This is a genomic window from Saccharothrix hoggarensis (assembly GCF_052936025.1).
In genome coordinates, this window is sequence record NZ_CP193624.1 from 7394932 (window position 1) to 7421359 (window position 26428).

The window sequence follows — 26428 nt, forward strand, 5'->3', positions numbered from 1 at the left end:
AGGAGGTCACCGTGGACGTTGCGGGCAAGGTTGTCCTGATCACTGGCGCGGCCAGGGGCATCGGCGCGGAGGTGGCGCGGCGCCTGGCCGCGAGGGGCGCGAAGCTCGCCCTGGTGGGCCTGGAGGGCGACCAGCTGCGCCAGGTGGCCGAGCAGTGCGGCGGCAGGGCGTGGGAGGCCGACGTCACCGACTGGGAGGCGCTGGAGACCGCGGTGAACGGCGTGGTGGACCACTACGGCGGCATCGACGTCGTCGTCGCCAACGCGGGCATCGCCGCCACCGGGTTCGTCCGGTCGATGGACCCGGCCGCGTTCGAGCGGGTCATCGAGGTCAACCTGCTCGGCGTGTGGCGGACCGTGCGCACCTGCCTGCCGCACCTGATCGCGAGCCGCGGCTACTGCCTCGTCGTGTCGTCGCTGGCGGCGATCGTGCACATCCCCGGCAACGCGGCCTACTCGGCGGCGAAGGCGGGCTGCGAGGCGTTCGCGGACAGCCTGCGCGCCGAGGTGCGGCACCTGGGCGTGGACGTCGGCGTCGCCTACTTCTCGTGGATCGCCACCGACATGGTCAACAGCGCCGACCGGCACCCCGTGTTCGGACCGCTGCGCAGCGGCATGCCGGGCCTGGCGGGCAAGAAGTACCCGGTCTCCGACGTGGGCAAGGCCGTGGTGCGGGCCATCACCCGCCGGTCCAAGGCGGTGCACGTGCCGGGGTGGGTCGGCGGCCTGAAGCTGTTCCGCGCGTTCACTCCGAAGGTGGTCGACCGGCAGGCACCGAAGTCGGTGCCCGCCGCCGACCGCGAGATGGCCCAGCGGGACCTGTCCGGCCTCGTCGGCCCCGGCGGCACCGCCGCCGAGAAGCGCTAGCCGGACCGTCCGCTAGACCCAGGCGCCCATCACCGTCTGCCACTCGTGCACGCGCGTCTCCGCCACCACACCGGCGTGCGTGTACGGGTCGGCGGCGATCACGTCCCGCAGCTCGTCCTCGTCCGCGACCTCGTAGACCAGCAACGCGCCGGTCTGGTCGACGTACGGGCCGGCGACGAGCAGCGCACCGCGCTCCACCAGCGTGGACAGGTACTCCCGGTGCGCCGGCCGGACGGCCAGCCGTTCCTCCTGGTTGTCCCCGTACACGAACTCGACCGCGAACCGAGCCATCGAAGCCCCCTTCGTTGTGCGACGCCGCGCCGAAGCTACCCCGTGACGGGGTAACGTCTTTTCCGTGGTCGGTCCCGATCGGAACAGCGGCGGCATCGCGCGTGTGCAGGACACGCTGACGAACCTGCGGATCCAGGACGGCGTGGCACCGGCGCCGACCGGTCCCCTCACCCTGGAAGACCTGTACCGCCAGCACCGCATGCGGCTGGTGAGGTTGGCGCTGCTGCTGGTCGACGAGCCCGCCACGGCGGAGGACGTCGTGCAGGAGGCGTTCACCGGCCTGCACCGGAACTGGACCAACCTGCGGGACGCGCAAGCGGCCGTCGGCTACCTGCGGACGGCTGTGGTGAACGGTTCGCGCAGCGTGCTGCGGCGTCGCAAGACGGCCCGCGACTACACCCCGCCGCACGTCGCCAACGCTCGGTCGGCGGAGAGCCTCGCCATGCTCACGGCGGAGCACCAGGCGGTCGTGGCGGCCCTGTCCCAGCTGCCGCCGAGGCAGCGGGAAGTGCTCGTGCTGCGGTACTACGGCGACCTGTCGGAGGCGGAGATCGCGGACGCCACCGGCATCAGCAAGGGCACCGTGAAGAGCACCGCCAGCCGGGCGCTGGACGCCCTGCAGAAGATCATGGCCGGCAACTAGACCGTCCGCCCGACCGCGACCCCGCCGGGCGCTGTGCCTCACCGGCGGGACGCACCTCTCGCCGGCCCGGCGCACCTCGCCGGCACATGCCGAGCCCCGTTCGAACCTGCCGAGTCGCGGCCGAGCCTTCGCCCCGAACCGCCACCCGCGCTTCCGCCGAGCACCCGCGGCCGACCCCGGTCACGCCCCGGTCTGGCCCCCTCAGGCACGCGTCAGACCCCCGCCAGGCACCCGGACGGGCCCCGGCGTCACCCCGGACGAGTCCAATCCGGTACTTGGTATAGACCAATGGCGGTCACATGCCGCAGTATCGGTCCTCGTGGCGCGCACCAGACACGTGATAGCCGTCGACGTCGGCGGAACAGAGACCAAGGCCGCCCTGGTCACCGGCACCCCCACCGGGGTGCGGCCGGTGACGCAGCGGCGCCGTCCGACCCGACCCACGGGCGACGCCGTGGTCGAGGACGTGACCGCCTTGGTCGACGAGTTGCGCGCCTCCGCGGACCACCCGGTCGACGCCGTCGGCCTCGTGGTGCCGGGCATCGTGGACGAGGCCGCGGGCGTCGGCGTCTACTCCGCGAACCTCGGCTGGCGCGACCACCCGTTCCGCAAGGAGGTCGAGGCGGCCACCGGCCTGCCCACCGCCTTCGGCCACGACGTCCGCGCCGGTGGCCTGGCCGAACTCCGCCAGGGCAACGCGCGCGGCCTCGCCAACGCGGTGATCGTGCCCATCGGCACCGGCATCGCCGCGGCCCTCGTCCTGGACGGCCGGGTCTCGTCCGCGCCGGGCGAGGTCGGGCACGTGGACGTCGGCCACGGTGACCCGTGCGGGTGCGGCCAGACGGGTTGCGTCGAGGCGCGCGCGAGCAGCGCCGCGATCGCCCGTCGTTACACGAAGCGGACGAACCGCCAGGTCAACGGCGCGGCGGAGGTGGCCCGACTGCTCGCATCGGGCGACACCGACGCGGCGGACGTGTGGCGTGAGGCCGTGGACGCGCTGGCTAGGGGCATCCTGCTGGTAGCCGCGTTGTTGGGACCGGAAGCCGTGGTGCTGGGCGGCGGCCTGGCACTGGCGGGCCCGTTGCTGACGGACCCGCTGGGCGCACGACTGGACGAGCTGACCACGTTCCAGCGGCGCCCGGAACTGCGGCTGGCGGCGTTGGGTGACGAGGCCGGGTGCCTCGGTGCCGCGCTGCTGGCCATCGACATGCTGGAGGAGAGATGAGCACGTGGGGTGGACCCGTGGACGTGACCCTGACCGGTGGTCGGGTCGTCACGCCTGACGGGGTGCTCGAACAGGGTTGGGTCGCGGTGCGCGACGGCCTGATCGCGGCCGTGGGCGAGGGGGCGGCGCCGGACGGTCCGACGACGGACGTGAACGGGGGGTGGCTGGTACCGGGGTTCGTGGACATCCACTGCCACGGTGGCGGCGGTGAGGCGTTCACCAGCGCGGACCCGGCCCGGGTGATCAAGGCGGCGAACGCGCACCGCCGGCACGGCACCACCACGCTGATCGCCAGCCTGGTGTCGCGGCCGGTCCCGGAGCTCGCCGACCAGGTCAAGGCGCTGACCGAGCTCGTGCGCGACGGCGTGGTGGCCGGCATCCACCTCGAAGGGCCGTTCCTGTCCGCCGCGCGCTGCGGCGCGCACGACCCGGCCATCCTCCGCCCACCGGAGCGCGGCGCGATCGACACGCTGCTCGACGCGGGCGGCGGCGCCGTCCGGATGATCACCATCGCGCCCGAGCTGGAGCACGGTGTGGACGCCGTGCGCCACCTCGTCGACAACGATGTCCTCGCCGCCATCGGCCACACCGACGCCACCGAGGCGCAGATCCGGCCGGCCGTCGAGGCGGGCGCGACCGTCGCCACGCACCTGTTCAACGGGATGCGGCCGCTGCACCACCGCGAGCCGGGGCCGATCGGCGCGCTGCTGGACGACGAGCGCGTCACCGTCGAGCTGATCTGCGACCTGGTGCACCTGCACCCGACCGCCGTCCGGCTGGCCGCGCGGCACGCGGGCGTGCGGCGGACGGTGCTGGTCACCGACGCGATCGCGGCGGCGGGCGTGGGTGACGGCGTCTACGACGTGGGCGGCCTGGAGGTGCGCGTGGTGGACGGCGTGCCGACGCTCGCCGGCGGCGCGTCCCTCGCGGGCAGCACGCTCACCATGGACGCGGCGTTCCGCAACGCGGTGGCGTCGTGCGGCCTCACGATCGAGGAGGCGGTGCACGCCACCGCCACCCGTCCGGCGCACCTGCTGGGGCTGGCGGGGCGGACCGGCGAGCTGCGGGCCGGTCTGGCCGCCGACCTGGTGGTCCTGGACACCGAGTTGAAGCCGCGCGAGGTGATGAGCCGGGGCGCGTGGGTGAAAGACTGACCACGTGCCCGATGACCACGAGAAGCTGGTGGCCGACGCCCTCCGCGCGCAGGCCACCAGCTCCGGCGCGCACCCCGTCACGCCGTCCCGGCCCTCCCGACCTGCCCGGACGCCGCTGGGGGCGGGCTGGGTGCTGCTGCTCTCGGTGCTGCTGGGGCTGGCCGCCGGGACGGTCGTGGCGGTGATCACGCTCCGCTGAGCCTGTACCTTGGCACCCGTGACGGTCGCACTCACCTCCACGGTTGCCCTCGGCCCGGACTGGCTGGACCCGCAGATCCTGCTCCAGGGACTCGGGCCGTACATGCTGGTCGGGCTGTGCTTCATCGTCTTCGCGGAGTGCGGCCTGTTGGTGGGCTTCTTCCTGCCGGGCGACTCGCTGCTGTTCACGGCGGGCCTGTTCGTGGCCTCGGGGCTGCTGGACTACCCGCTGTGGCTGGTGTGCCTCCTGCTCACGGCCTGCGCCCTGCTGGGCAACGTCGTGGGTTACTGGATCGGCCACCGCGCCGGGCCGGCGCTGTTCAACAAGCCCGAGTCGAAGATCTTCAAGAAGGAGTACGTCGACAAGACGCACGAGTTCTTCGACAAGTACGGCGCCCGCGCGATCGTGATGGCCCGGTTCGTGCCGATCGTGCGCACGTTCATCACCGCCATGGCGGGCGTCGGCCGGATGGACCCGCGCAAGTACTTCACGTACTCGCTGATCGGCGGCATCGCGTGGGCCGCGGGCCTGACCGTCCTCGGCTACTTCCTCGGCCAGATCCAGTTCGTGCGCGACAACCTCGAGATGATGCTGATCCTGATCGTGCTGCTCTCCGTGGTGCCGATCATCATCGAGGTCATCAAGGCGCGGCGGGAGAAGAAGTCGCTGCTCGCCCAGGAGGCGGCCGACATCACCCAGGTCATCGACCTGGTGGACGACAGCACCCAGCAGATCAAGCGCATCGACTAGCCGCCCGCAACGCCGGTCCACGATCTCCCAACCGCACCCCTCGCGAGGTCGCGTCGGTCGTTCGCGCCTCATTTTCTGCGATCACGCTTTCCGATCGCAGAAAATGAGGGGCGAACGACCGACTTCCAGGCGACCGAGCCGCCGTCTGCGGAGCAGCGGCCATTTACACCGAGCCGCCGTCTGCGGAGCAGCGGCCATTTACACCGAGCCGCCGTCTGCGGAGCAGCGGCCATTAGACGGAGAACATCGACCCCGGGTTGAACAGGTTCGCCGGGTCCAGCGCCCGCTTGATCTCGCGGTGGACCCGCATGCCCACCGGACCGATCTCCCGCTCCAGCCACTCGCGCTTGATCTTGCCGATGCCGTGCTCGCCGGTGACGGTGCCGCCGAGCGCCAGGCCGAGGGCGAGGATCTCGTCGAACGCCCGCCGCGCCCGCGCGAACTCGTCCGCCGACGACGGGTCGTAGACGATCGTCGGGTGCATGTTGCCGTCGCCCGCGTGGCCGACGACGGCGATCCGCAGCCCGACCGATTCGCTGATCCGCTCGCACCCGGCGATCAGGTCCGCGATCCGGGTCCGCGGCACGCACACGTCGTCCGTCAGCCAGGCCCCGTAGACCTCCAGCGCCGTCAGCACGGCCCGGCGCGCCGTCAGCAGGTCACGCCCTTCGCCCAGGTCCTCCGTCGCGTAGACGAGTTCGGCGCCCGCCGCGACGCACGCCTGCTCGATCGCGGCCAGCTCGCGCCGGCCCGCCTCACCGCCCGAGTCGGACTGGCAGAGCAGCAGCGCCGCGTCCGCGTTGAGGTCGGTCTTGAGGTACTGCTCGACGGCCCGGATGGACGTGCGGTCCATGATCTCCATCAGGGACGGCACGATGCCCTCGGTCACCACGCGGCTCACCGCCGCGCCCGCGTCGGCGGTGCTGTTGAACGCCGCCACGAGCGTCGCCGGGGCCTGCGGCAGGGGCCGCAGCGCCAGAGTCGCGCGGGTGATGACGCCGAGCGTGCCCTCGCTGCCGACGAACAGCTTGGTCAGGTCGTACCCGGCGACGCCCTTGACGGTCCGCCTGCCGGTGCGCAGCAGCTCGCCGTCCGCGAGCACCACGTCGAGGCCGAGCACGGAGTCCGTCGTGACCCCGTACTTCACGCAGCACAGCCCGCCCGCGTTGGTGGAGAGGTTGCCGCCGATCGTGCACCAGTCGTAGCTGGACGGGTCCGGTGGGTAGAACAGCCCGTGCTTCTCCACGGCGCCGCGGAGGTCGAGGTTCACCACCCCCGGCTCGACGACGGCCAGCCGGTTGTCCGGGTCGATCTCGACGATGGCGTTCATCTTCGTGGTCACGAGCACCACGCAGCCGTCGATGGCGTTGGCCGCGCCGGACAGCCCGCTGCCCGCGCCGCGCGGCACGATCGGCGTCCCCGCCGCCGCGCAGGCCCGCACGACCGCCTGCACCTGCTCCGCCGACGTCGGCAGCACCACCGCCAACGGCTGCCCGTAGGGCGCCAGCGGCATCATGTCGCGCTGGTAGCTCGCGGTGACGTCGACGTCGGTCAGCACCGCGTCGGCGCCGACGGCGGAGCGGAGTTCGGCGAGCAGTGACTCCATCTCCCCACGCTAACCCCGCGACCGGTGATCACTCCAGCACGTGTTCGGGCCCGCACGGTCCGCCACGACGCCAAGGCTTCGGCAAGGCGTTATCGCCATGTCGCCGAGGCGACCCGCCGGTCCCACGTAGGCTGCCCCTGTGGTGTTGTCCGCGACGACCGAAGCCGCAGGGTTCATCGACCTCGATTCCGCAGGCCCGTTGGCCGTGTGGTTGATCACCCTGAGCTTCATCTTCTTCGAGTGCGCGTTCATCTTCGGCTTGTTCCTGCCGGGTGACTCGCTGCTGTTCGCCGCCGGTGTGGTGCTCGCGTCGCACGACGGTGAACTGTCGGCCTGGCTGCTGTCGCTGGCCGCGTTGGTGGTGGCGGTCGTCGGCAACCAGATCGGCTACTACATCGGCAGGCACACCGGGACGCGCCTGCTGGCCCGTCGCGGCGGCAAGGTGCTCAACAAGGAGAACCTCGCCAAGGCCCGCGACTTCCTCGACCGGCGCGGCTTCTGGGCGATCGTGCTGGCCCGCTGGATCCCGTGGGTGCGCACGCTGGCCCCGATGATCGCGGGCGCGGCGCGGATGGACCCGAAGCGGTTCATGCTGGCCACGACCATCGGCGCGATCGCGTGGGTGCCGACGCTGGTGCTCGCCGGCTATTACGGCGCGGGCCTGCTGACCGCGGTGCCGTGGCTGGAGACGGCGGCGGTGGTCGTCAGCATCGCGTTCTTCGTCGGCGGCACGGCCTACGGCCTGTACCGCTACAAGCAGGAGATGAAGAAGCCCGTGGACGACGAGGCCCTGCCCGCCACCACGCAGTGACCGGGCGTGCCCGTCACAGCACCTCGGTGATGAGCAGGTCGGCGGCCGACTTCGACGCGTTCACCATCAGCGCGTTCACGTGGTCCGTGCCGTGCAGGACCCGCTCGCGCGCGTCCTCCGCGGACCGCCCGTACCGGACGTGCCGGTCGATCAGCCGCGCCACCCGCAGCTCCTCGTCGATCAGCAGGAACCACGCCTCGTCCAGCACGACCCGCACGCGCTTCCACTTGTCGTACTGGAGCAGCAGGTAGTTGCCCTCGGTGACGACGAGCGGCACGGACGGGTCGACCGGCACCGCGCACGCGACCGGCTCCTCGATCTCCCGGCGGAACTCGGGCGCGTAGACGACGTCCGGCCCGCACGCCTTCAGCCGGCCGAGCAGGTCGACGTACCCCGGGATGTCGAACGTGTCCGGCGCGCCCTTGCGGTCGGCGATGCCGAGGCGGTCCAGCTCGCGCTGGGCGAGGTGGAAGCCGTCCATGCCGACCAGGGCGGCGTCGTCGCCGAGCGCGTCGACCAGCCGGCGCGCCAACGTCGACTTGCCCGAGCCCGGCGCGCCGCCGATGCCGAGGAGCTTGCGCTCGCCGGTGTCCACCAGCAGCCGCGCCCGGTCGACCAGCTCGTCGAACTTCACCCGCTGTCCCGCCACCGTCCCAGCTCCTCCACCCAGTCCCACGCGGTGTGGCGCACCCGCACCGCGGCGACCTCGTTCGCCCAGCGGACGGCGTCGTCCACGTCCCGTCCCTCGGCGACCGCGACCGCCAGCGCGCCGTGCCACACGTCGCCCGCGCCGTTGGTGTCGCGCACCTCGACAACAGGTACCGGTTGCGCGCCCGTGGCACCACCGCGCGACCAGGTGACGGGCCCCGGACCGTGCGTGCGGATCACCAGCGGCACGCCCCGGGCGTGCACCTCGTCCTCGGACAGCTCGAAGGCGGCCGAGCACGCGGCGACGTCCACCAGCGGCAGCAGGTCGTCCAGCACAGGCTTCCAGCTGCCCGCGTCCAGCACCACCGGCACGCCGGCACGTCTCGCGTGGCGTGCGGCGGCCAGGGCCAGTGGCCCGAGGTGGCCGTCCACCAGCACCACGTCCGCCGCCTCGACCAGCGCCGGGTCCACGTCGGCCGGCACGTCGGAGCCTGCCGCGTTGCGCGAGATGACGGTCCGCTCGCCGTCCCGCTCGCGCACCGCGACCATGCTCAGCGCCGGACCACCGCCGCCCACCGAGTGGACCTCCACCGGGTGCAGCCGGGACCGCGCGAAGCCGCCCAGCTCGCCGTCCAACGCGGTCAGCAGCACCGCCCGGCTCCCCAGCGCGGCCACCGCGCGCGCCGCGTTCGCCGCCGGACCGCCCGGTGCCAGGTGCACGCCCAGCGACTGCACCTTCTGCCCCGGGACGGGGAACTCCACCACCCGTTGGCTGACGTCCACGGTCGTCAGCCCGACACACAGCACAGAAGGCACGGCCCGACCCTCTCACCCGGTAAAGTCCCCACGCAATCGCTTGCGCCAGCCCGAACGGGGACGAGTCCATGGTCACCATGCGGGAGGTCGCCAGTATCGCCGGCGTCTCCATCACCACGGTCTCACACGTGATCAACGAGACCAGGTCCGTCGCGGACGCCACCAGGGAACGGGTCCTCAAGGCGATCGAGGAGACGGGCTACACGGGTGACGCCATCGCCCGGTCCCTCGTCACGGGCGGCACGAAGTCGCTCGGCCTCGCGGTGTCGCTGGTGTCGCACCCGTACTTCGCCGAGCTGATCGCGGCGATCGAGAGCGAGTCGACCCGCGCCGGCTACACGCTGGTGCTGATCGACACCCGCGACACGGCCGAGTCCGAGCAGGCGGCGGTGCGGATGCTGCGGTCGCGACGGGTGGACGGGGTGCTGCTCACGCCCACGTCGGGATCGGCCGCGCTGCCCGAGCTGCGCCGGCTCGGCGTGCCGACCGTGCTGGTGGACCGGCTGACCGTGGCGCAGGACGTCGACCAGGTCGGCCCGGAGAACGTGCAGGCCACGTCGGCGCTGGTGCGGCACCTGGCGGAGCTGGGGCACCGGCGGATCGGCCTGGTGTCCGGCCCGGCCGGCGTCGCGACCACGGACGAGCGGGTGCTCGGCTACCGCCTGGGCCTCGGCCGCGCCGGGCTGGCGTGGGACGAGGAGCTGGTGCGCCCGTCGCTGGACCCGCTGCTCGGCCGCGTCACGGGTGTCGTGGTGAGCGACCACCAGGTGCTGATGGACGTGCTGCGGACGGCCCGCGCGCGCGGCGTGCGGATCGGCTCGGAGCTGGCGCTGGTGACGTACGACGAGGTCGAGTGGGCCGAGCTGGTCGACCCGCCGCTGACGTCGATGGCGCAGCCGGTGGAGGAGATCGGGCGGACGGCGGTGCGGCTGCTGCTGGCGCGCATCGCGGACCCGGACCGGGCGCCGGAGACGATCCGGCTGCCGCCCGAGCTGCGCCACCGCCGGTCGTGCGGCTGCCACTGACCCGCGCGCCGCTTACCCGCGTGCCACCGACCCCCGTGCCACCGACCCGCGTGCCGCTCAGCGTTCGGTCGGCGTGATCCCGTTGCGCTCCAGCAGCGCGGCGGCCTCCAGCGCCATCCACCCGCCCAGCTGGACGGACAGGTCGCGCTCGGGCCGCCCCGGGCGGGGCTCCTTCGCGGGCTCCGACCAGTCCGGGCCGAACAGTGGCCCGCTCACCACCGCCGCCCGGTTCGCCCACAGCGCGTCGGCGGACCGGAACACGAGGTCCGCCGCCCGCGCCGCCTCCGGGCGGTCGAGCCGCAGCGCGGCCTGGGCCAGGTACCGGGCGAGGATGCCGCCGAACAGCCCGCCGTCGCCGCCGCCGTGCCCGCGCAGGACGCCGTCCGCGGCGAGGTGCTCGTCCACGGCGGTGATGATCCGCGCCGCCTTGTCCCGGTAGGCCGCCGAGCCCAGCTCCACGCACGCGCCGAGCGCCACGCCCTGGCAGTACGTGTAGAAGTTCTTCTCGATCTCGCGGACGGTGCCGTCGGGGTGGACGTGCAGGCCGTCCCACAGCAGCCCGGTCTCCCCGTCCACCAGGGCGTCCTCGATCCAGTCCACAATGGACCTCGCGCGGCCGAGGTCGGCGCGATCACCCAGTCGGGCGAACAGGATCGCGGCCGGGCCGTTCGCCGGGACGTTCTTGAAGTCGTCGTGGCGCTTCCACCAGATGCCGCCGCCACCGTGGTCGGTCCACCCGCCCCGCAGCCGGTCCGCGATCGTGGCGAGCGCCTTCGGCCGGGCGAGGCCGACCTCCCGCTCGGCGCGCAGCAGCGCCAGCCCCAGCCACGCCACGTCGTCGTAGTAGTCGTTGACCCACCCGACCAGGTTGCGCACCCGGATGCCGCGCACGAGCCGCCGGACCAACGCCGCCCTGGCCGGGCTCGGCGCGCGCAGCTGCGCGTCGAGCACGCAGTCCAGCAGGTGCGCCTGCCACCAGTAGCCGAACCGGACGTGCAGGCGGCCCGGCCAGTCGACCGGCCACGCGACCGCGCCGAGCGCCGTGCCGGGCAGGCCCCAGACCCGGCGCAGGTGCCGGGACTCGACCGCACGTTCGGCGACGCCGGCGCGGGCGGCGCGGATCTTGGGCGTGGTCACCCCACCAGGGTGCCCACTCAACCGATCAAGAAGCTCGGCGGAACAGCTCCCAGTGGTACAGGCCCATGGCGACGCTCGTGGTCAGGTTGTAGCTCGACACCTTCGGCCGCATCGGCAGCGACACCACGAGGTCCGCCCGCTCCCGCACCGCGTCCGACAGCCCGTGCCGCTCGGACCCGAACGCCAGCACGGCGTCGTCCGGGATGCGCACGTCCCGCAGCTCCCGCCCGCCCGCGTCGAAGGCGATCACCGTTTCCTCGACCTCGCCGAGCCCGCCCAAGCGCCCCACCGGCAGCGCGAAGTGCAGCCCCGCGCTGCCCCGCAGCACGTTCGGGTGCCACGGGTCGACGTCGCCCAACGACACCACGCCACCCGCCCCCAACCCGGCCGCGACCCGGATCACGGCACCGAAGTTCCCCAGGTTGCGCGGGTTGTCCAAGAGCACCAGCGGCGCGGTCCGACCCCCGAAGACCGCCGCCGGCCGTTCCGCCAGGCCCCCGACCCCGGTCGGGTGCGACCGCCCGACGACCTCGACGAACCCCGCCGCCCCCACGACCTCGGCGCGCGCCTCGAACAGGTCCACGAGGTCCGGCGCGTGCGACCGCGCCAACCCGAGCGCCCCCTCCAGGTCGACCACCACCAGCCGGCCGACCACGGCCCCGAACCGCAACGCGTGCTTGACCGCGTGAAACCCCTCGAGGACCACTCGCATCGGGCGATGATGACCGACCCGCGGCGGCCGGGATCAGGCGGGTCGGCCCCGCGTCGGGCTGCCCTGCGAGGTGCGTCGTCTCAGGTAGTACCCGACCCACGACGCGATGACGACGACCGCCACCAGGACTTGCACCGGGCGTGCGGCCGACTCCGGGTACAGCACGCCGTCGATGTAGGTGTCGATGAACCCGGTCGCCAGCTCCGGTTGGCCCGCGGACACCCGCAACGCGTTCTCCAGCCACGTGAGCGGGCACGCGATGGGGAACACGACGACGAGCAGCCCCCACGCCGCCATCGCCAGGTGGAAGTACAGCACCCTCGGCCGGCGCCAGGCCAGGAAACCCCCGACCACCAGGAAGACCAGCACACCGAAGTGCGCCACCATGACCAGCTCGGCTAACGCGCCCGCGACCATAGCGACCTCCCGGAACCCAGAGTAGGCCGGGGAACGATCACGCGCCCGTGAAATTCCGGGCATCGCGGCGGCACGGCGTCGCGGCGGCATGGCGGCCGCCGTGGTCAACCCCGCGGAAGGGCCTGCCACGGCACCCGGCCCGCCACGTCCAGCAGCAGGTCCGCCAGGTGCCCCAACGGCGCCTGCAGCAGCGGGCCGGGCACGGCGGCGGCGAGGTTGTGCTCGTCGAACGCGATCGCCACGCCGTTGGCCCGGGGGTCGTGCAGCAACGCCTGCGCCAGACCGGAGTTGAGCAGCGCGGGCGCGAAGGCGGGGTTCTTGCGGCGCACCTCGTACCGGGCGTCGAACGCCGGGTCGCCGGTGGTGACGAACTGCTCGAACACACCCCACACCGAGTCGTTGCGGGGGCTGATCAGCACCCACGGCCCCGGCATCGGGCGCGGCACGACGACCACCGTGTACGTGCGGTACTCGGACGTCACCACGTTGTCCGCGCGGAACACCACCTCGACCGCCAGCACGGGCACCCCGCGCCAGTGGCCGACGAGCTGGAACTTCACCCGGCTCCGGTCGGCCTCCAGCATCCGGCCGATCTGCGGCACGCGTTCCTGGAACCCCTGGTCCTCGGCGACGAACCGCCAGCCGAGGGACGCCTCCAGCGCGCGCATCCGCTGCTCCCACTCGTTCACGAACTGCTGGTTCGTGAACGGGTTGCGCTTGCGCCGCGACAACCCCACGGCGACCCCGGCACCGAGGATCGCCACGACGGCCAGGAGCAGGACCAGGGCGGTCATGTCAGGCCAGGCCCAGGTCGGTGAGGTCCAGCAGGTAGCGGTACGGCAGGCCGGCCTCCTCGATCACCTCGCGCGCGCCCGTGCCGCGGTCCACGACGGTCGCGACGCCGACCACCGTGGCGCCGCCCTCCCGCAGGGCCTCGACGGCGGTCAGCACGCTGCCGCCGGTGGTGGACGTGTCCTCGACCGCCAGCACCCGCTGCCCGGCGACGTCGACGCCCTCGATGCGGCGCTGCATGCCGTGCTGCTTGGCCGCCTTGCGCACCACGAACGCGTCCAGCACCTCGCCCGCGCCCGCCGCGGCGTGCATCATCGCGCACGCCACCGGGTCCGCGCCCAACGTCAGCCCGCCCGCCGCGACGTAGTCCCAGTCGGCCGTGAGCTGCCGCAGCAGCGTGCCGATCAGCGGGGCGGCGGCGTGGTGGAGCGTCGCCCGGCGCAGGTCGATGTAGTAGTCGGCCTCGGCGCCCGAGGACAGCGTCACCTTGCCGTGCACCACGGCCAACTCGCTCACCAACCGCGCCAGCTCGGCTTTCGCGGCGGGGTCCAGAACCACATCAGTTCGCACGGCTGCCAAGAGTGTCATACCGGGCCGTACGCTGGCACACCGTGACCCTTCCCGGCACCGACACGTTGATCATCGAGCAGCCCTGGGGCGTGCTGCGCCACCTGGTGAGCACCAAGTACCGGAGCGACGTCTACGACGGGCACGGCGCGCCGATCGCGACGGTCGGCGAGCGCAGGATGCTCGGGCCGCTGCGGAAGCTGCTGCGCGCGACGGCGTTCTCCGGCCGCACGGGGTTCGACCTGGTCCTCACGCACCACGGTCGGCAGGCGCTGCACATCCGCAAGGGCGCGGGCAAGCCGCCGACCCGGGTGAGCCTGCCCGACGGCGCGGTGATCGGTGCGGTGCGGCACGAGGGGCACGGCGCGTACGCCCTGCTCGACCCGGCCGGGCAGCGGCTGTGCCTGCTGCACGAGGTGGCGTCGTTCAGCCCCGGCGCCCTGGCCAAGCGCGACGGCCGGCGGGTGCGGCGGGACGTGCTCAACCTCCGCCCGGGCACCCCCGACCCGGTGCGCTCCCTCGCCATCGCGGCGGCCGTGGCGTACGACGTGGTGCGCGGTGTCGGCACGACCCACACGAGCAGCGGTGGTTTCGACTTCCCGACCCTGACCTGACCACCCACCCGGGACCTGGTCGGCCCCGGTCCACGCCAACTCACCTGCCCGCTCACGTGGCGGGAGAACGCGTCGCCGGTGACGGCCGGTGTCGCTAAAGGACAGCCTGCGGCGACACGCGCCGCGCCGACCCAGCGGTGAACCCGCAGTGGCAAGCGCCGCCGAACCCAATGTGGCAAGCGCCGGCGAGCCCCCACAGCGCAACTGCCGCTCAGCCCGCGGTGGCAAGCCCGACCCCCACAGCGGCAAGGGCTGCCGAGCCCGCAGCGGCAAGTGCCGCCGAGCCCCACAGCGCCAATCGCCGGCTACGCAGGCGTCCCCGCCAGGGGACCCCTGCTTTTATCCTGCACCACAACTCCGACAGTTCGGTTCGGCCAGGTCGAACCTGTGGACAACTCCGGGGTGTGAGCCACGACCGCACTCACACCCGGCGCCCTCGACCTGACCGCACCCGCGACTACCAGGCGTCCTCGGTGAACCGGTTCGGCTCGTCGTCGTCATCCCCACGACCACCCGGCCGCGGCGTGCCCGCCGAGATCACGTCCTCGGGGTCGTCGCCCTCCTGGATCGCGGTGTACGCGCGCTGCAGGTCCGGGACGCCCGTCTGCAACGCCCGCTGCACGCCCTCGTCGTCCAGCGCGCGCCCGGACGCGATGTCCTCCCACGACATCTCGCCCGCGTCGACCCGCCGCGCCAGGTCCTTCAGCTCACGCGGCGCGCCGGGGCTGTTCGCGTACCGGGAGATCTCCGCGAAGTCCGCCTGCGTCATCCCGCGCGACCGCATCCGCACCTGGCTCGCCTCACGGGCGGTCTGCTCGACGTTGGCCATGCGCTGCTCCACGTCGGCGACGAGCGCGTCCAGCCGTGCCTTGTCGTACGGGAACGTCATTGCCCGTCACCCCCACCGGAACCCGAACCGGAGCCCGAGCTCGCGCCGGCCGGAGCGGGCGCCGGTGAGCCCGGCGGCGGCTGGCTGCGGCCGTTCGCCGCGACCCCCGCCTTGCCCAGGCTGTAGCCGCCCATCGCGACGCCGAGCGCGCCGGACTTCGCCGCGGCCACGCCGTTGTCGTACTTCTCCTTGCCGTCCTGGTACCCGTCGACCACGTCGAGCAGGTCGCTGACGTCGCGCACGTCCTTCAGCTTGGACAGCGCGGTGCCCATCGCGACGACGCCGTCGATCATGCCCTGGACGCCCTCGATCAGCGTCTGGATGGAGATGATGATCTTTCGGATGGCGTCGACGATCTGGATCGCGTCGTACACCATCCACACGGCACGACCCCAGCCGACGACCGGGATCCACGCCGTCATCGCGGCTTCCATCAGCTTGCTGACGAGCATGTCCAGCAGCGTCAACGCCAACCCGCACGCCGTGCGGCACGTGCTCGCCGTCGACCGGAACTGGTTGCCGATGATCCGCGCGACCTGCGAGTCCGCCTCGATGGCGATCACCCACATGGTGCCCATGCGCGTCTCGAACGCCTTGGCCGCGTCACCGTCCCAGTGGGACGACAGCTGCTCCGCGCCCGCGTCGACGTTGTGCCGCACCGAGTCCAGCGCCTTGGCGACGCGGTCCCACGCGTTGGCGTTCTCGTCGATCTTCTCGAAGTCGCCGAGCAGCGGCTTGATTAGCGCGTCGAGCAGGTTCTCGCCGGTGACCTGCTCGTAGATCCAGTTGACGCCCTGGATCTTCCAGCCCGCCTTCTCGATCAGCTCTTTGGTGGACTGGCGACCGGGCCGGTTCTCCGCCGCCGCGCTGAGCGCGACCGACGGGTCCTCGACGTCCGCGTACGTGGTCATCGGCCACCTCCGAGCGAGGGCGCCTCGGCGACGGTGTGGAGCTGCGCCAGCACGCGGTCGAGGAGGCTCATCGCCATCTCCTCGCTCTTCTCGTACATGTCGGCGGCCTTGTTCAGCCCGTCGGCTTCCTTGGTCATCATCTCGTTCGCGAAGTCGAGGGTCTCCCCGTACAGGGACGCCACACCGGTCACGATGGGCTGCAGCAGCGACAGCAGACCGGTGAACCCGGAGGTGTCACCGCCCTTGGAGATCGCGTGTTCCTTGATCGTCAGGAAGTGCTGCGCGTTGCGGGTCAGCAACTCGCTGTACCCGCGGAGCTCCGGCGGCTCCACTTTGAACTGTTCGCCCATGGACGGTGTTCCTCCCTGTTCCCACTAGAGCAGTGGGACGGGTGGAACGGGGTTCAGGTTCCCGACGATCTACGTGCGTCCTCGGCCGCCGGCCGCGCGCGACGCCAACCGCCGGACGAGCGCCCGCGGGACGAGGCGGGCGAACAGCGTGATCGCCTTGTACTGGGCGCCCGGGATGGACAGCGGCTTGCCCGCGCGCAGGTCGGCCAGGCAGTCGTGGACGACGCGGTCCGCGTCCAGGTAGAGCAGGTCGGGCGTCTTCGACATGTCGATCCGCGCCCGCTGGTGGAACTCGGTGCGCACGAAGCCGGGGCACAGCGCCAGCACGCGCACGCCGGTGCCCGCCGTGGCCATCGCCATGCCCTCGGAGAACGCCGTCACCCACGCCTTGTCGGCGCTGTACGTGGTGCCGCGGCCGGGCAGGAAGCCGGCCACGCTGGACACGTTGACGACCGCGCCGCGTCCGCGCGCCACCATGCCGGGCAGCGCCGCGCGGGTCAGGCGCAGCACGCTGGTCACGTTCACGTCGAGCTGGGACTGGAGCTCGCGCGGGTCGGCGGCGAAGAACTCCGACGAGATCGCGAAGCCCGCGTTGTTGACCAGCAGGTCCACCTCGCGCGCGGCCAGGAAGCCCTCGACCGCGGCACGGCCCTCCTCGGTGGCCAGGTCGGCGGGCAGCACCTCGGCGGTGATGCCGTGGGCGGCGCGCAGCTTGGCCGCCGTCTCCTCCAGCCGGTCCACCGATCGGGCGACGAGCACGAGGTCGTGGCCCTCGGCGGCGAGCCTGCGGGCGAACGCGGCGCCGATGCCGGACGACGCGCCGGTCACCAGGGCGGTCGGCGGCGTCACGGCTTGCGGCCGAACTGCGGGCGGTGGACCTCGCCACCGGCGTCGGACTCGGGGTCCGCCTCGAACGGGTCGATCACGTCGGCCAGCTCGCCGAGGTCGCGCAGCAGCCGTTCCAGGCGGGCGGGGGTGGAGTTGGGGGGCGCGGCGGCCAGCACCCAGTCGTCCTCCAGCCAGACCACGGTGACGTCCGCGCCGATCTCCTCGGCGGCGTCCACCAGGTCGGGGGTGATGAGCTTGCGCGCGGCGGGCAGCTCGCTGACGAACGCGTACCGCGAGCCGACGGGGCCGAGCAGGTCGGGCATCTGGTCGCGCTGGAACGGCACGCTCGGCAGCCACAGCTCGATGACCACGGACAACGCCCGCCGGCAGCGGACGCCGACGAGCACGGAGTTGACCTTGCCGTTGGTCTCGTGGTCGAGCACGTAGACCTGGCGGCGGCCGTCCGCGGTGAAGGTGGAGCCCGCGACGACGTCCTTGGCCACGCCGGTGCCGTAGTAGGCGATCGCACCGCTCTCCCAGCGGGTGGGCAGCACGTGGTCGGTCTCCTCGAACTGCCAGCCGCGCAGCGCCGCCCAGCGGCGGCGTTCGCGGTTACGCGCGGTTCGCTGCGCCCGGTCGGTGGCGAGCAGGGCGAACCCCGCGACGCCCGCGACCGCGGCGACGGTGAACCAGACCCACGCCGGTATGCCCACGGTGCGAGCGTAGCGGGCGGCGGTGCTCAAACGAAGATCACTTGGCTCGTGGTTCGCGCAAACGGATCAAGCTGTTACCCGGATCGCGGGCCGGGCGACGACTGGCAGTGCGCGTTCCCCCGCGGTCCGCACCCGTCCCGGTCGTCCACACCCGACCCCCGACCGCTTGGGCGTGTCGCCCCTTCCGGCGGTGGTGGAACCCGAGGGCGCACGGGACCACCCGGCGCCCGCGCTAGCGCTGACGGCGGGCGAAGACGATCGCGGCCGGTCGGTCCTCGTGCGGGTCGAGCAGCGTCTCCGCCTCGACCGTGAACCCGGCCTCGCGGAGCCAGGCGCTCACCCGTTCGGGTCGACGGCGGTGGATGTGGACGTTCATCGGGTGGCCGCCGTAGCCCTCCGTCTTCAGGTGCGTCTCGTCGCCGACGTGGAAGGAGACCACCAGCGGCCCGCCGGGACGCAGCACCCGCCGGAAGTGCGCGAGGACCGCCGGCACCCCGCCATCGGGCACGTGGATCAACGACCACCACGCGAGCAGCCCGGCGACCGACCCGTCGGCGAGGTCCAGGTCCGTCATCGAACCCACCTCGAACCGCAGGCCGGGGTGATCGCGCCGGGCCGCCTCGACCATGCCCGGCGACAGGTCGATGCCGAAGGCGTCGACGCCCAGCCCGCGCAGGTGGGCGGTGACGTACCCGGGCCCGCAACCCACGTCCGCCACCGGCCCGCCGCCCTCCGCCTGCACCATCTCGGCGAACAGCGCCAGGGCCGACCTCAGGTACGGGTACCCGGCCAGGGCGTCGCGCAGCAGGTCCGCGTAGCTGTTCGCGACCGTGTCGTACGACGTCCGGGTGTCGGCCAACCAACCGCCCACGTTCATGGCCGACACCGTATTGCAGGGTCCGGACCCGTGATCACGGGTCCACGACCACGGGTCCGCGACCACGGCCCGGGACGACGGTGCGGCGATCAGCTCACGACCGGCCGACGATCAGGCCCGACTGGTCGTCCAGCACGTCCACCCGCACGGTGTCGCCGTCACGCACCTCGCCGGCCAGCAGCTCCTTCGCCAGCTGGTCCCCGATCGACGACTGCACCAGCCGCCGCAACGGCCGCGCCCCGTACACGGGGTCGAAGCCGTTCAGGGCCAGCCACTCCCGCGCGGCGGGCGTGACGTCCAGCGCCAGGCGCCGCTGCGCCAACCGCCGCGCCAACCGGTCGACCTGGATGTCGACGATCGACGTCAGCTCCTCGGTGGCCAGCGAGTGGAACACCACCACGTCGTCCAGCCGGTTCAGGAACTCGGGCTTGAAGTGGGTGCGGACGATCGACATCACCGCGTCCTTGCGCTGACGCTCGTCCAGCGTCGCGTCCGCGATGACGTGCGAGCCGAGGTTCGACGTGAGCACCAGGATGGTGTTGCGGAAGTCCACCGTGCGGCCCTGGCCGTCGGTGAGCCTGCCGTCGTCCAGCACCTGCAGCAGCACGTCGAACACGTCCGGGTGGGCCTTCTCGACCTCGTCGAGCAGCACGACCGAGTACGGCCGGCGGCGGACCGACTCGGTCAGCTGACCGCCCTGGTCGTAGCCGACGTAGCCGGGGGGCGCGCCGACGAGGCGGGCCACCGAGTGCTTCTCGGAGTACTCGCTCATGTCGATCCGGATCATCGCCCGCTCGTCGTCGAACAGGAACTCCGCCAGCGCCTTGGCCAGCTCGGTCTTGCCGACGCCGGTCGGCCCGAGGAACAGGAACGAGCCGGTCGGCCGGTCCGGGTCGGCCACGCCCGCACGGGTGCGCCGGACCGCGTCCGACACGACCCGGACGGCCTCGGCCTGGCCGACGACGCGCCTGGCCAGCTCGTCCTCCATGCGCAGCAGCTTCGCCGTCTCGCCTTCGAGCAGCCGCCCGGCCGGGATGCCCGTCCACGCGGACACGACGTCGGCCACGTCGTCCGGGCCGACCTCCTCCTTCAGCATCACGGAGGCGTCCTGCGTGGTGCGGGTGGCCGCCTCCAGCTCCTTCTCCAGCGCCGGGATGCGCCCGTACCGCAGCTCGGCGGCACGGCCCAGGTCGCCGTCGCGCTCGGCCCGCTCGGACTCGCCGCGCAGCTGCTCCAGCTGCTCCTTCAGGTCGCGGACCTTCTCGATCGAGCCCTTCTCGTTCTGCCAGCGCGCGGTCAACCCGGCCAGCGTCTCGCGCTGCTCGGCCAGCTCGGCGCGCAGCGCGGCGAGGCGTTCCACCGAGGCCGCGTCCGACTCCTTGGCCAGCGCCATCTCCTCGATCTCCAGCCGGCGGACGGCGCGCTCGACCTCGTCGATCTCGACGGGCCGGGAGTCGATCTCCATGCGCAGGCGGGACGCGGACTCGTCCACCAGGTCGATGGCCTTGTCCGGGAGGAAGCGGGCGGTGATGTACCGGTCGGACAGGGTCGCGGCGGCGACCAGGGCGGCGTCGGTGATGCGCACGCCGTGGTGCACCTCGTACCGGTCCTTGAGGCCGCGCAGGATGCCGATCGTGTCCTCGACGGACGGCTCGCCGACGAAGACCTGCTGGAAGCGGCGCTCCAGGGCCGGGTCCTTCTCGACGTGCTCCCGGTACTCGTCCAGCGTGGTCGCGCCGACCATGCGCAGCTCGCCGCGCGCCAGCATCGGCTTGATCATGTTGCCGGCGTCCATGGCGGACTCGCCGGTCGCGCCCGCGCCCACGATCGTGTGCAGCTCGTCGATGAACGTGATGACCTGGCCGGCGGAGTCGGTGATCTCCTTCAGCACGGCCTTCAGCCGCTCCTCGAACTCGCCGCGGTACTTCGCGCCCGCGACCATCGCGCCCAGGTCGAGCGCGACGACCTTCTTGCCGCGCAGCGACTCGGGCACGTCACCGGCCACGATGCGCTGGGCCAGGCCCTCGACGATGGCGGTCTTGCCGACGCCGGGCTCGCCGATCAGGACGGGGTTGTTCTTCGTGCGGCGGGAGAGGACCTGCACGACGCGGCGGATCTCGGTGTTCCGGCCGATGACGGGGTCCAGCTCGCCCTTGCGGGCGCGTTCGGTCAGGTCGACGCCGTACTTCTCCAGCGCTTGGTAGGTGCCCTCGGGGTCGGGGCTGGTGACGCGGGCCGAGCCGCGGACCTTGCCGAACGCCTCCTTCAGTGCCTCGGGGGTCGCACCGTGGCGGCGGAGCAGGTCGGCGACCTGGCCGCCGTGGTGGGCGAGCCCGACCAGCAGGTGCTCGGTGGACACGTACTCGTCACCCATCTCGGTGGCGAGTTCCTGGGCCTTGCCGAGTACGCGGACGGCGTCGCGGGAGAACTGGGGCGCGGACACGGACGACCCGCTGGCCGCGGGCAGCGCCCTGGTCAGCTGCTCCAGCTCCTTGTGGACCTGCTTCGGGTCCGCGCCGACGGCGGACAGCAGCGGCGCGGTCAGGCCGTCGCCCTGGGCCAGGAGGGCGCCGAGGAGGTGGACCGAGCCGACATCGGGGTTGCCCGCGATGGTCGCCGCCTGCACGGCGGCGGACACGGCCTGCTGGGTCTTCGTGGTCGGGTTGAAAGCGTCCATTCCTCACCTCGGTCGGTGTTTTCCTGCGCGCGGCCGGCGTTCCCGCGTCGGCCATCATCCCGCTCAACGTCAGACAAGTTGAGCCAGTTCCGCTCAACCTAGTGGAACTCGTGTGGTGTGGCACACGCCGGCCGGTCGGGGGGCGGCTCGGCGAAACTCGGGTGCGGCCGGTCCGCCGACGCATGACGATCGGCGCATGACCTCACTCGTGCGCCACATCACCGTGGACTGCAAGGACGCGTACGCGCTGGCCGGCTTCTGGAGCCAGGTGACCGGCCACCCGATCTCCGACGACGACGAGCCCGGCGACCCCGAAGCGCTCGTCGCGCTTCCGGACGGCCCTGGCCTGCTCTTCATCCAGGTGCCCGAGGGCAAGACGGTGAAGAACCGCGTCCACCTCGACCTCCAGCCCGACACGACCCGGGACGCCGAGGTCGAGCGCCTGCTGGGGCTCGGCGCCACGCAGGTCGCCGACCACCGCCGGCCCGACGGCACCGGGTGGGTCGTCCTGGCCGATCCGGAGGGCAACGAGTTCTGCGTGGAGCGCGGCACGGCGGAGCGGTCGGCGCAGTCCTGACGCCCGTCACCCACATGTCGTAGCGGGTTGTCCACACTCACGGCCCGGTTGTCCACAATCCGCAGGTGGGAATCCACAGGTGACGACGGCCCACCGCAGCCGTGCGGTCCGCCGGCCGCCACTGGGGTGAAACGTGCCGCGCCGGGCGGCGGCGGGAGGTGCGGGCACTGGGCCGTGCGGGTGCCAGGATCGGGCTCCCGCACCTCCTCCGCACGGTGACGTGCGCTTTCGTGCGCGCGGACGTGCGCCTGCGGGTGCGCTGGAGGGCGCGCATTCGGTATACGTGGAAGGGAATGTCCACCCGTTCGCGGGAGCGGTCTGCGACCGTCCGTAACCGCACTGCACTCGAAGGTGGCATCAAGGAGTCGACCGGCCAGTTGGCGGGTTAGTGTCCCTTCGTCGGGGATGGAAGCTTGACGAGGACGTAGCGCCCTTGCTGGCGCCGCCAGAAACGTGGAGACTGCGCCCGGACCATGACTGCGAACGCTGTGTTGAGCCCCATCCCGAGCCCCCCACACCGAGAACCTCCTCCTGGCGTCACCGCAATGGTGCGGATGATCCGGGAGAGCTTCGCGGTGGTGGAGCCGCGCGCCGAAGAGGTAGCCAAGTTCTTCTACGGCATGCTCTTCAGCCTCGCGCCGGCGACCCGTGAGATGTTCCCCGTGAACATGGAGGTCCAGCGCAGCCGCCTGCTGCGCGCCCTGGTCCACGTCGTGCAGATGGTGGACCGCCCCGACGACCTGATCCCGTTCCTGCGCCAGCTCGGCCGGGACCACCGCAAGTTCGGCGTCGTCAACGTGCACTACGAGTCGGTCGGCACGGCGCTGCTCGCGGCGGTGAAGAAGTTCGCCGGCCCCGCGTGGACGCCGAAGGTCGAGATGGCCTGGGCCGAGGCGTACACGATCATGGCGCGCGCCATGCAGGAGGCGGCGGCCGCCGACGACGGCCCGGCCTACTGGCACGCCACCGTGCTCGACCACCAGCGGGTGAGCTGGGACCTGGCCGTGGTGCGGCTCCAGCCCGACCACCCCGTCGGCTACCGCGCGGGCCAGTACGTGAGCGTCGAGACGCCCCAGCGGGCGCGGTTGTGGCGGTACTTCACGCCCGCCAACGCCCCCCGTGACGACGGCATCATCGAGTTCCACATCCGGTCGGTCGAGGGCGGGTGGGTGAGCCGGTCGATCGTCGGCCACACGCAGCCCGGCGACGTCTGGCGCATCGGCCCGCCCATGGGTCGGCTCAGCGTCGACCGGAAGGCCGGGCGTGACGTGCTGATGGTCGCCGGCGGCACCGGTGTCGCGCCGATGCACGCGATCATCGACGAGATGGCGCAGTGGGGCGAGAACCCGCGCGTGCACCTGTTCATGGGCGGCCGGACCCGCGAGGACCTGTACGACCTGGACAACCTCCAGCGGTTCGCCATGACGAACCCGTGGCTGACCGTGGTGCCGGTGCTGGAGTCCGACCCCGGCGCGCGTGGCGTCGAGCAGGGCACGCTGGCCGACGTGGTCACCCGGTACGGGGCGTGGGAGGAGCGGGACGTGCTGGTCTGCGGCTCGCCGTCCATGATCCGCGCGACGGTGTCCCGGATGCTCGTCGCCGGCACGCCGTTGGACCGGATCAAGTACGACCCGTTCACCCTGGACTGACCGACGTCGCCCACGGGGCGCGGTTACGCGGGCTTGGGTCGCGCACGCACGTCACGCGGGGCTCGGGTCAGGTGGCCGGGTCGGATCGGATCGGATCGGGTCAGTCGGATCGGCTCGGGTCAGTCGGGCCGGGTTAGTCGGGCCGAGTCGGGTCCAGTCGGGTCGGTCGGGTCGGTAGGACAGGTCGGGTCGGGCCGTCAGAGGGTGCCGAGCACGGCGGCCAGGGTCTGCGGCCTGCTGGTCTGCGGGCAGTGCCCGCCGTCGACCTCGATCGCCTCGACCCCGAGCCGTTCGCGCGCGGCGCGGCGCATCCACGACGCGCGCAGCGTGCGGTCGTCGCGGGGCAGGACGTAGGTGGACGGCAGGTCGGGCAGCCGGTGCACCTCGCGGTACGTTGCGGCGGGGTAGAACAGGCGCACGGTCCGCAGGCCGGCGCGCACGCCCGCCAGGTCGCAGTCGTGGAACAGGAAGTACGCCGCCACCACGGGGTCCGCGGTGGGCGGTTCGGTGAGGGTCCGCCACTCCGGGTGGAACATCTCGCCCGCGTCGGCCGCCAGCTCGTCGGCCAGGGACACCGGTCCGGGGATCACCGCGGCGATCCAGGCGAGGTGGGACGCGGCGACGGCGTGGGCGATCGCGGGCATCAGCAGGCCGGCGCCGGAGTGGCCGACCAGGACCGGGGCGAGCATGTCGCCCGCCTGGGCGCGGGCGATCGCGGCGTAGTCGACGGCTCGCAGCTCGGGTCGGTCGGTGGGCAGGTCGACGGCGACCGTGCGGTGGCCGCGGCTGCGGAGCAGGTCCTCGACGGGTCGCCACGCCGCCGGTGACTGGGTGGTGCCGTGCACGAAGACGTAATCCACGTGCCCAGTGTGGCGTTCACCGCCGTGTCGCACGGACCCGATCGGCGCGATCCCGGTCGGCGGCGGTCACGGGGGTGGGGTGGGCCGGCGTTGGGTGGTCGGGTCGGTGTCGCGGGGGTCCTCGTTGCTACCGAGGGGCGGTAACAGTGTTTCCGTACATATTCGGGCGATGATCACCCGATTGTGTGTCCGCGGCGGCACGGCCCCGGCCCACGGCGCGGTCAGCGCTTCGAGTTCGGCTTCCACACGACGAGGGCCGTCTCGTGACGTACGGGCACCAGGTCACGGCGGTACGAGGCGTGGACCGACGCGGCGGCGTGCTCGGCTGCCGCCATCGCCGAGGCGAGCTGCTCGGACAGCTCGTTGACCTTGGCGCGCAGCGCGCCGACCTCGTTCTCCAGCTCGATGATCCGCTTGATGCCGGCGAGGTTGACGCCCTCCTCCTGGGAGAGTCGCTGCACCTCGCGCAGCAGCACGATGTCGCGCATCGAGTACCGACGACCACCACCGGACGTGCGACCCGGCGACACCAGACCCAGCCGGTCGTACGCCCGGAGCGTCTGGGCGTGCAGACCGGACAGCTGGGCCGCCACGGAGATGACGAAGAACGGGGTGTCCTCGTCGGTGCCGGGCGGGAACGGGAAGCTCACACCGACCTCTTCTCCAACAGGGCGTTGAGCTCCGCGCGCGGGTCGTGCTTCGCCGTCGCCGACGCGTAGTTCTCCAACGCCTCCCTGGCTGCGGCATCCATGTTGTTCGGCACCGCCACGTTCAGCGTGATGAGCAGGTCGCCGACCTGGCCGTCGCGCTTGGCGATGCCCTTGCCCTTGGCCCGCAGCACCCGGCCACTGGCCGTGCCGGCGGGCACCTTCACGGTCACCTTGCCCTCGAGCGTGGGCACGGTCAACGTCGCGCCCAGCGCCAGCTCGGGGAACGTCACGGGCACGGTCACGGTCAGGTCGTTGCCCGACCGGCCGAACACCGGGTGCGGGTTCACGTGGACCCGCACGTACAGGTCGCCCGCCGGCCCGTTGTTGCGCCCCGGCTCGCCCTGCCCGGCCAGCCTGATCCGCTGCCCGTCGTCGACGCCCGGCGGGATGCGGATGGTCAGCGTCCGGGTCTTCGTGCTCACGCCGTCGCCGCCGCACTCGGGGCACGGGTCGTCCACGATCCGCCCGGTGCCGCGGCAGTCGGCGCACGGCTCGGAGAACGCGAACGCGCCCTGGCTGCGGGTGACGAGACCGGCCCCGCCGCAGTTGGTGCAGGTGTGCGGCGACGTGCCGGGACGCGCGCCGGAACCCGCGCACGTGCCGCAGGTCGCGGGGCTCGACAGGCGCATGGGCACGGTCGCGCCCTTGACGGCCTCGGTGAAGTCGATCCGCACGTCGGTCTCGACGTCCTCGCCGCGACGCGGCCTGGTCGCGGACGCCGAGCCGCCCGCCCGGCGGTTGAACAGCCCGCCGAGCAGGTCGCCGAGCCCGCCCATGCCGCCGGCCTGCTGGGCTCCCTGGCGGCCGAACAGGTCGCCGACGTCGAAGCCGCCGCCCGTCCCGAAACCGCCGGGGAACCCGCCGCCTCCGGCGAAGAGGCGGCGGGCCTCGTCGTACTGCTTGCGCTTGGCGGGGTCCGAGAGCACGCCGTACGCCTCGGACACCGCCTTGAACCTGGCCTCGGCCTTGGCGTCACCGGGGTTGGCGTCGGGGTGCAGCTCCCGCGCCAACTTCCGGTACGCCTTCTTGACCTCGTCGGCCGAGGCGTCGGAGGAAACGCCCAGCTCGCGGTAGAAGTCCTTCTCGATCCAGTCGCGAGCGCTCAACGGACGCC

Annotated in this window: 30 protein-coding genes; 11 read left to right on the forward strand and 19 right to left on the reverse strand. The window is 72.5% G+C overall.

Annotation, left to right across the window (positions count from 1 at the left end; genetic code table 11):
• Positions 1 to 11: 11 nt before the first annotated feature.
• Complete coding sequence (locus ACRAKH_RS33835; RefSeq protein WP_380718874.1) at positions 12 to 866, forward strand: SDR family oxidoreductase; 855 nt, start codon at positions 12 to 14, stop codon at positions 864 to 866.
• 12 nt (positions 867 to 878) lie between these two features.
• Here ACRAKH_RS33835 and ACRAKH_RS33840 read toward each other — a convergent pair whose 3' ends face one another.
• Positions 879 to 1157, reverse strand: coding sequence for a YciI family protein (locus ACRAKH_RS33840; protein WP_380718876.1), 279 nt, complete (start codon positions 1155 to 1157; stop codon positions 879 to 881).
• Between the two features lie 64 nt (positions 1158 to 1221).
• Between ACRAKH_RS33840 and ACRAKH_RS33845 the strand changes: the two genes are divergently transcribed.
• The 5 genes from ACRAKH_RS33845 to ACRAKH_RS33865 all read left to right on the forward strand — a co-directional run bounded on the left by ACRAKH_RS33845 (position 1222) and on the right by ACRAKH_RS33865 (position 5128).
• Positions 1222 to 1800 carry a SigE family RNA polymerase sigma factor gene (locus ACRAKH_RS33845; RefSeq protein ID WP_380718878.1) on the forward strand — a complete coding sequence of 193 codons (579 nt, stop codon included), beginning with the start codon at positions 1222 to 1224 and terminating at the stop codon, positions 1798 to 1800.
• A 319-nt stretch (positions 1801 to 2119) separates the two neighbouring features.
• Entirely contained in the window at positions 2120 to 3025 is a 906-nt protein-coding gene (locus tag ACRAKH_RS33850) for an ROK family protein (protein WP_380718880.1), read from the forward strand.
• Positions 3022 to 4179, forward strand: coding sequence for an N-acetylglucosamine-6-phosphate deacetylase (nagA, locus tag ACRAKH_RS33855; protein WP_380718882.1), 1158 nt, complete (start codon positions 3022 to 3024; stop codon positions 4177 to 4179). Before ACRAKH_RS33850 ends, nagA begins: the two co-directional genes overlap by 4 nt.
• A 4-nt stretch (positions 4180 to 4183) precedes the next feature.
• Positions 4184 to 4378, forward strand: coding sequence for a hypothetical protein (locus ACRAKH_RS33860; RefSeq protein WP_380718884.1), 195 nt, complete (start codon positions 4184 to 4186; stop codon positions 4376 to 4378).
• A 9-nt stretch (positions 4379 to 4387) separates the two neighbouring features.
• The gene (locus ACRAKH_RS33865) at positions 4388 to 5128 is read left to right on the forward strand and encodes a DedA family protein (protein WP_380718886.1); all 741 of its coding nucleotides are present in this window, start codon (positions 4388 to 4390) and stop codon (positions 5126 to 5128) included.
• 232 nt (positions 5129 to 5360) lie between these two features.
• On the opposite strand, the gene ACRAKH_RS33870 is transcribed toward ACRAKH_RS33865, so the two are convergent.
• The gene (locus ACRAKH_RS33870; protein ID WP_380718888.1) at positions 5361 to 6734 is read right to left on the reverse strand and encodes an FAD-binding oxidoreductase; all 1374 of its coding nucleotides are present in this window, start codon (positions 6732 to 6734) and stop codon (positions 5361 to 5363) included.
• A gap of 139 nt (positions 6735 to 6873) precedes the next feature.
• On the opposite strand from ACRAKH_RS33870, the gene ACRAKH_RS33875 reads away from it, so the two are divergent.
• Positions 6874 to 7545: a DedA family protein gene (locus ACRAKH_RS33875; protein WP_380718890.1), complete on the forward strand. Its 672-nt coding sequence runs from the start codon at positions 6874 to 6876 to the stop codon at positions 7543 to 7545.
• 13 nt (positions 7546 to 7558) lie between these two features.
• Here ACRAKH_RS33875 and ACRAKH_RS33880 read toward each other — a convergent pair whose 3' ends face one another.
• Both ACRAKH_RS33880 and ACRAKH_RS33885 read right to left on the reverse strand, forming a co-directional pair.
• Positions 7559 to 8194 carry a nucleoside/nucleotide kinase family protein gene (locus tag ACRAKH_RS33880; RefSeq protein WP_380718892.1) on the reverse strand — a complete coding sequence of 212 codons (636 nt, stop codon included), beginning with the start codon at positions 8192 to 8194 and terminating at the stop codon, positions 7559 to 7561.
• Complete coding sequence (locus ACRAKH_RS33885) at positions 8176 to 9000, reverse strand: PfkB family carbohydrate kinase (RefSeq protein ID WP_380719026.1); 825 nt, start codon at positions 8998 to 9000, stop codon at positions 8176 to 8178. The genes ACRAKH_RS33880 and ACRAKH_RS33885 overlap by 19 nt, the downstream gene beginning before the upstream one ends.
• 77 nt (positions 9001 to 9077) lie before the next feature.
• Between ACRAKH_RS33885 and ACRAKH_RS33890 the strand changes: the two genes are divergently transcribed.
• The gene (locus ACRAKH_RS33890) at positions 9078 to 10034 is read left to right on the forward strand and encodes a LacI family DNA-binding transcriptional regulator (RefSeq protein WP_380718894.1); all 957 of its coding nucleotides are present in this window, start codon (positions 9078 to 9080) and stop codon (positions 10032 to 10034) included.
• Positions 10035 to 10091: 57 nt separating this feature from the next.
• On the opposite strand, the gene ACRAKH_RS33895 is transcribed toward ACRAKH_RS33890, so the two are convergent.
• The 5 genes from ACRAKH_RS33895 to pyrE all read right to left on the reverse strand — a co-directional run bounded on the left by ACRAKH_RS33895 (position 10092) and on the right by pyrE (position 13650).
• Entirely contained in the window at positions 10092 to 11171 is a 1080-nt protein-coding gene (locus ACRAKH_RS33895; protein ID WP_447009528.1) for a glycoside hydrolase family 76 protein, read from the reverse strand.
• Positions 11172 to 11196: 25 nt separating this feature from the next.
• On the reverse strand, positions 11197 to 11883 hold the full coding sequence (locus ACRAKH_RS33900) for a TrmH family RNA methyltransferase (protein WP_380718898.1): 687 nt from the start codon (positions 11881 to 11883) through the stop codon (positions 11197 to 11199).
• A gap of 33 nt (positions 11884 to 11916) precedes the next feature.
• On the reverse strand, positions 11917 to 12300 hold the full coding sequence (locus ACRAKH_RS33905) for a DUF2784 domain-containing protein (RefSeq protein ID WP_380718900.1): 384 nt from the start codon (positions 12298 to 12300) through the stop codon (positions 11917 to 11919).
• A 104-nt stretch (positions 12301 to 12404) separates the two neighbouring features.
• Positions 12405 to 13094 (reverse strand): hypothetical protein, encoded by a 690-nt coding sequence (locus ACRAKH_RS33910; protein WP_380718903.1) that lies wholly within the window; start codon positions 13092 to 13094, stop codon positions 12405 to 12407.
• Position 13095: 1 nt separating this feature from the next.
• On the reverse strand, positions 13096 to 13650 hold the full coding sequence (gene pyrE / locus ACRAKH_RS33915) for an orotate phosphoribosyltransferase (RefSeq protein ID WP_380719028.1): 555 nt from the start codon (positions 13648 to 13650) through the stop codon (positions 13096 to 13098).
• A 53-nt stretch (positions 13651 to 13703) separates the two neighbouring features.
• Here pyrE and ACRAKH_RS33920 point away from each other — a divergent pair, with 53 nt between their 5' ends.
• Positions 13704 to 14273 (forward strand): hypothetical protein, encoded by a 570-nt coding sequence (locus ACRAKH_RS33920; protein WP_380718905.1) that lies wholly within the window; start codon positions 13704 to 13706, stop codon positions 14271 to 14273.
• Positions 14274 to 14730: 457 nt separating this feature from the next.
• On the opposite strand, the gene ACRAKH_RS33925 is transcribed toward ACRAKH_RS33920, so the two are convergent.
• The 7 genes from ACRAKH_RS33925 to clpB all read right to left on the reverse strand — a co-directional run bounded on the left by ACRAKH_RS33925 (position 14731) and on the right by clpB (position 21518).
• Entirely contained in the window at positions 14731 to 15162 is a 432-nt protein-coding gene (locus ACRAKH_RS33925; protein WP_380718907.1) for a hypothetical protein, read from the reverse strand.
• On the reverse strand, positions 15159 to 16073 hold the full coding sequence (locus tag ACRAKH_RS33930) for a WXG100 family type VII secretion target (RefSeq protein ID WP_380718909.1): 915 nt from the start codon (positions 16071 to 16073) through the stop codon (positions 15159 to 15161). The genes ACRAKH_RS33925 and ACRAKH_RS33930 overlap by 4 nt, the downstream gene beginning before the upstream one ends.
• Positions 16070 to 16423 (reverse strand): hypothetical protein, encoded by a 354-nt coding sequence (locus ACRAKH_RS33935; RefSeq protein WP_380718911.1) that lies wholly within the window; start codon positions 16421 to 16423, stop codon positions 16070 to 16072. The genes ACRAKH_RS33930 and ACRAKH_RS33935 overlap by 4 nt, the downstream gene beginning before the upstream one ends.
• Positions 16424 to 16492: 69 nt before the next feature.
• Complete coding sequence (locus tag ACRAKH_RS33940; RefSeq protein ID WP_380718913.1) at positions 16493 to 17272, reverse strand: SDR family NAD(P)-dependent oxidoreductase; 780 nt, start codon at positions 17270 to 17272, stop codon at positions 16493 to 16495.
• Entirely contained in the window at positions 17269 to 17964 is a 696-nt protein-coding gene (locus ACRAKH_RS33945; protein WP_380718915.1) for a hypothetical protein, read from the reverse strand. The genes ACRAKH_RS33940 and ACRAKH_RS33945 overlap by 4 nt, the downstream gene beginning before the upstream one ends.
• A gap of 232 nt (positions 17965 to 18196) precedes the next feature.
• Positions 18197 to 18841, reverse strand: a complete 645-nt coding sequence (locus ACRAKH_RS33950) for a class I SAM-dependent DNA methyltransferase (protein WP_380718917.1) — start codon at positions 18839 to 18841, stop codon at positions 18197 to 18199.
• Between the two features lie 94 nt (positions 18842 to 18935).
• Complete coding sequence (gene clpB / locus ACRAKH_RS33955) at positions 18936 to 21518, reverse strand: ATP-dependent chaperone ClpB (protein ID WP_380718919.1); 2583 nt, start codon at positions 21516 to 21518, stop codon at positions 18936 to 18938.
• Positions 21519 to 21714: 196 nt separating this feature from the next.
• Between clpB and ACRAKH_RS33960 the strand changes: the two genes are divergently transcribed.
• Both ACRAKH_RS33960 and ACRAKH_RS33965 read left to right on the forward strand, forming a co-directional pair.
• Entirely contained in the window at positions 21715 to 22095 is a 381-nt protein-coding gene (locus ACRAKH_RS33960; protein ID WP_380718921.1) for a VOC family protein, read from the forward strand.
• A 545-nt stretch (positions 22096 to 22640) separates the two neighbouring features.
• Positions 22641 to 23744: an FAD-binding oxidoreductase gene (locus ACRAKH_RS33965; RefSeq protein WP_380718923.1), complete on the forward strand. Its 1104-nt coding sequence runs from the start codon at positions 22641 to 22643 to the stop codon at positions 23742 to 23744.
• A gap of 197 nt (positions 23745 to 23941) precedes the next feature.
• Here ACRAKH_RS33965 and ACRAKH_RS33970 read toward each other — a convergent pair whose 3' ends face one another.
• The 3 genes from ACRAKH_RS33970 to dnaJ form a co-directional block, all read right to left on the reverse strand.
• Entirely contained in the window at positions 23942 to 24604 is a 663-nt protein-coding gene (locus tag ACRAKH_RS33970) for an alpha/beta fold hydrolase (RefSeq protein ID WP_380718925.1), read from the reverse strand.
• A gap of 221 nt (positions 24605 to 24825) precedes the next feature.
• Positions 24826 to 25254: a heat shock protein transcriptional repressor HspR gene (locus ACRAKH_RS33975; protein WP_380718927.1), complete on the reverse strand. Its 429-nt coding sequence runs from the start codon at positions 25252 to 25254 to the stop codon at positions 24826 to 24828.
• Complete coding sequence (gene dnaJ, locus ACRAKH_RS33980; RefSeq protein WP_380718929.1) at positions 25251 to 26420, reverse strand: molecular chaperone DnaJ; 1170 nt, start codon at positions 26418 to 26420, stop codon at positions 25251 to 25253. The genes ACRAKH_RS33975 and dnaJ overlap by 4 nt, the downstream gene beginning before the upstream one ends.
• Positions 26421 to 26428 lie beyond the last annotated feature (8 nt).

What these genes read in the sequence shown, in the direction of transcription:
- ACRAKH_RS33840 (WP_380718876.1), bottom strand. Translation starts at nt 1,157, where the DNA reads ATGGCTCGGTTCGCGGTCGAGTTCGTGTACGGGGACAACCAGGAGGAA.
- nagA (WP_380718882.1), top strand. Translation starts at nt 3,022, where the DNA reads ATGAGCACGTGGGGTGGACCCGTGGACGTGACCCTGACCGGTGGTCGG.
- ACRAKH_RS33870 (WP_380718888.1), bottom strand. Translation starts at nt 6,734, where the DNA reads ATGGAGTCACTGCTCGCCGAACTCCGCTCCGCCGTCGGCGCCGACGCG.
- ACRAKH_RS33890 (WP_380718894.1), top strand. Translation starts at nt 9,078, where the DNA reads ATGGTCACCATGCGGGAGGTCGCCAGTATCGCCGGCGTCTCCATCACC.
- ACRAKH_RS33900 (WP_380718898.1), bottom strand. Translation starts at nt 11,883, where the DNA reads ATGCGAGTGGTCCTCGAGGGGTTTCACGCGGTCAAGCACGCGTTGCGG.
- ACRAKH_RS33905 (WP_380718900.1), bottom strand. Translation starts at nt 12,300, where the DNA reads ATGGTCGCGGGCGCGTTAGCCGAGCTGGTCATGGTGGCGCACTTCGGT.
- ACRAKH_RS33910 (WP_380718903.1), bottom strand. Translation starts at nt 13,094, where the DNA reads ATGACCGCCCTGGTCCTGCTCCTGGCCGTCGTGGCGATCCTCGGTGCC.
- ACRAKH_RS33925 (WP_380718907.1), bottom strand. Translation starts at nt 15,162, where the DNA reads ATGACGTTCCCGTACGACAAGGCACGGCTGGACGCGCTCGTCGCCGAC.
- ACRAKH_RS33930 (WP_380718909.1), bottom strand. Translation starts at nt 16,073, where the DNA reads ATGACCACGTACGCGGACGTCGAGGACCCGTCGGTCGCGCTCAGCGCG.
- ACRAKH_RS33935 (WP_380718911.1), bottom strand. Translation starts at nt 16,423, where the DNA reads ATGGGCGAACAGTTCAAAGTGGAGCCGCCGGAGCTCCGCGGGTACAGC.
- ACRAKH_RS33950 (WP_380718917.1), bottom strand. Translation starts at nt 18,841, where the DNA reads ATGAACGTGGGCGGTTGGTTGGCCGACACCCGGACGTCGTACGACACG.
- clpB (WP_380718919.1), bottom strand. Translation starts at nt 21,518, where the DNA reads ATGGACGCTTTCAACCCGACCACGAAGACCCAGCAGGCCGTGTCCGCC.
- ACRAKH_RS33960 (WP_380718921.1), top strand. Translation starts at nt 21,715, where the DNA reads ATGACCTCACTCGTGCGCCACATCACCGTGGACTGCAAGGACGCGTAC.
- ACRAKH_RS33965 (WP_380718923.1), top strand. Translation starts at nt 22,641, where the DNA reads ATGGTGCGGATGATCCGGGAGAGCTTCGCGGTGGTGGAGCCGCGCGCC.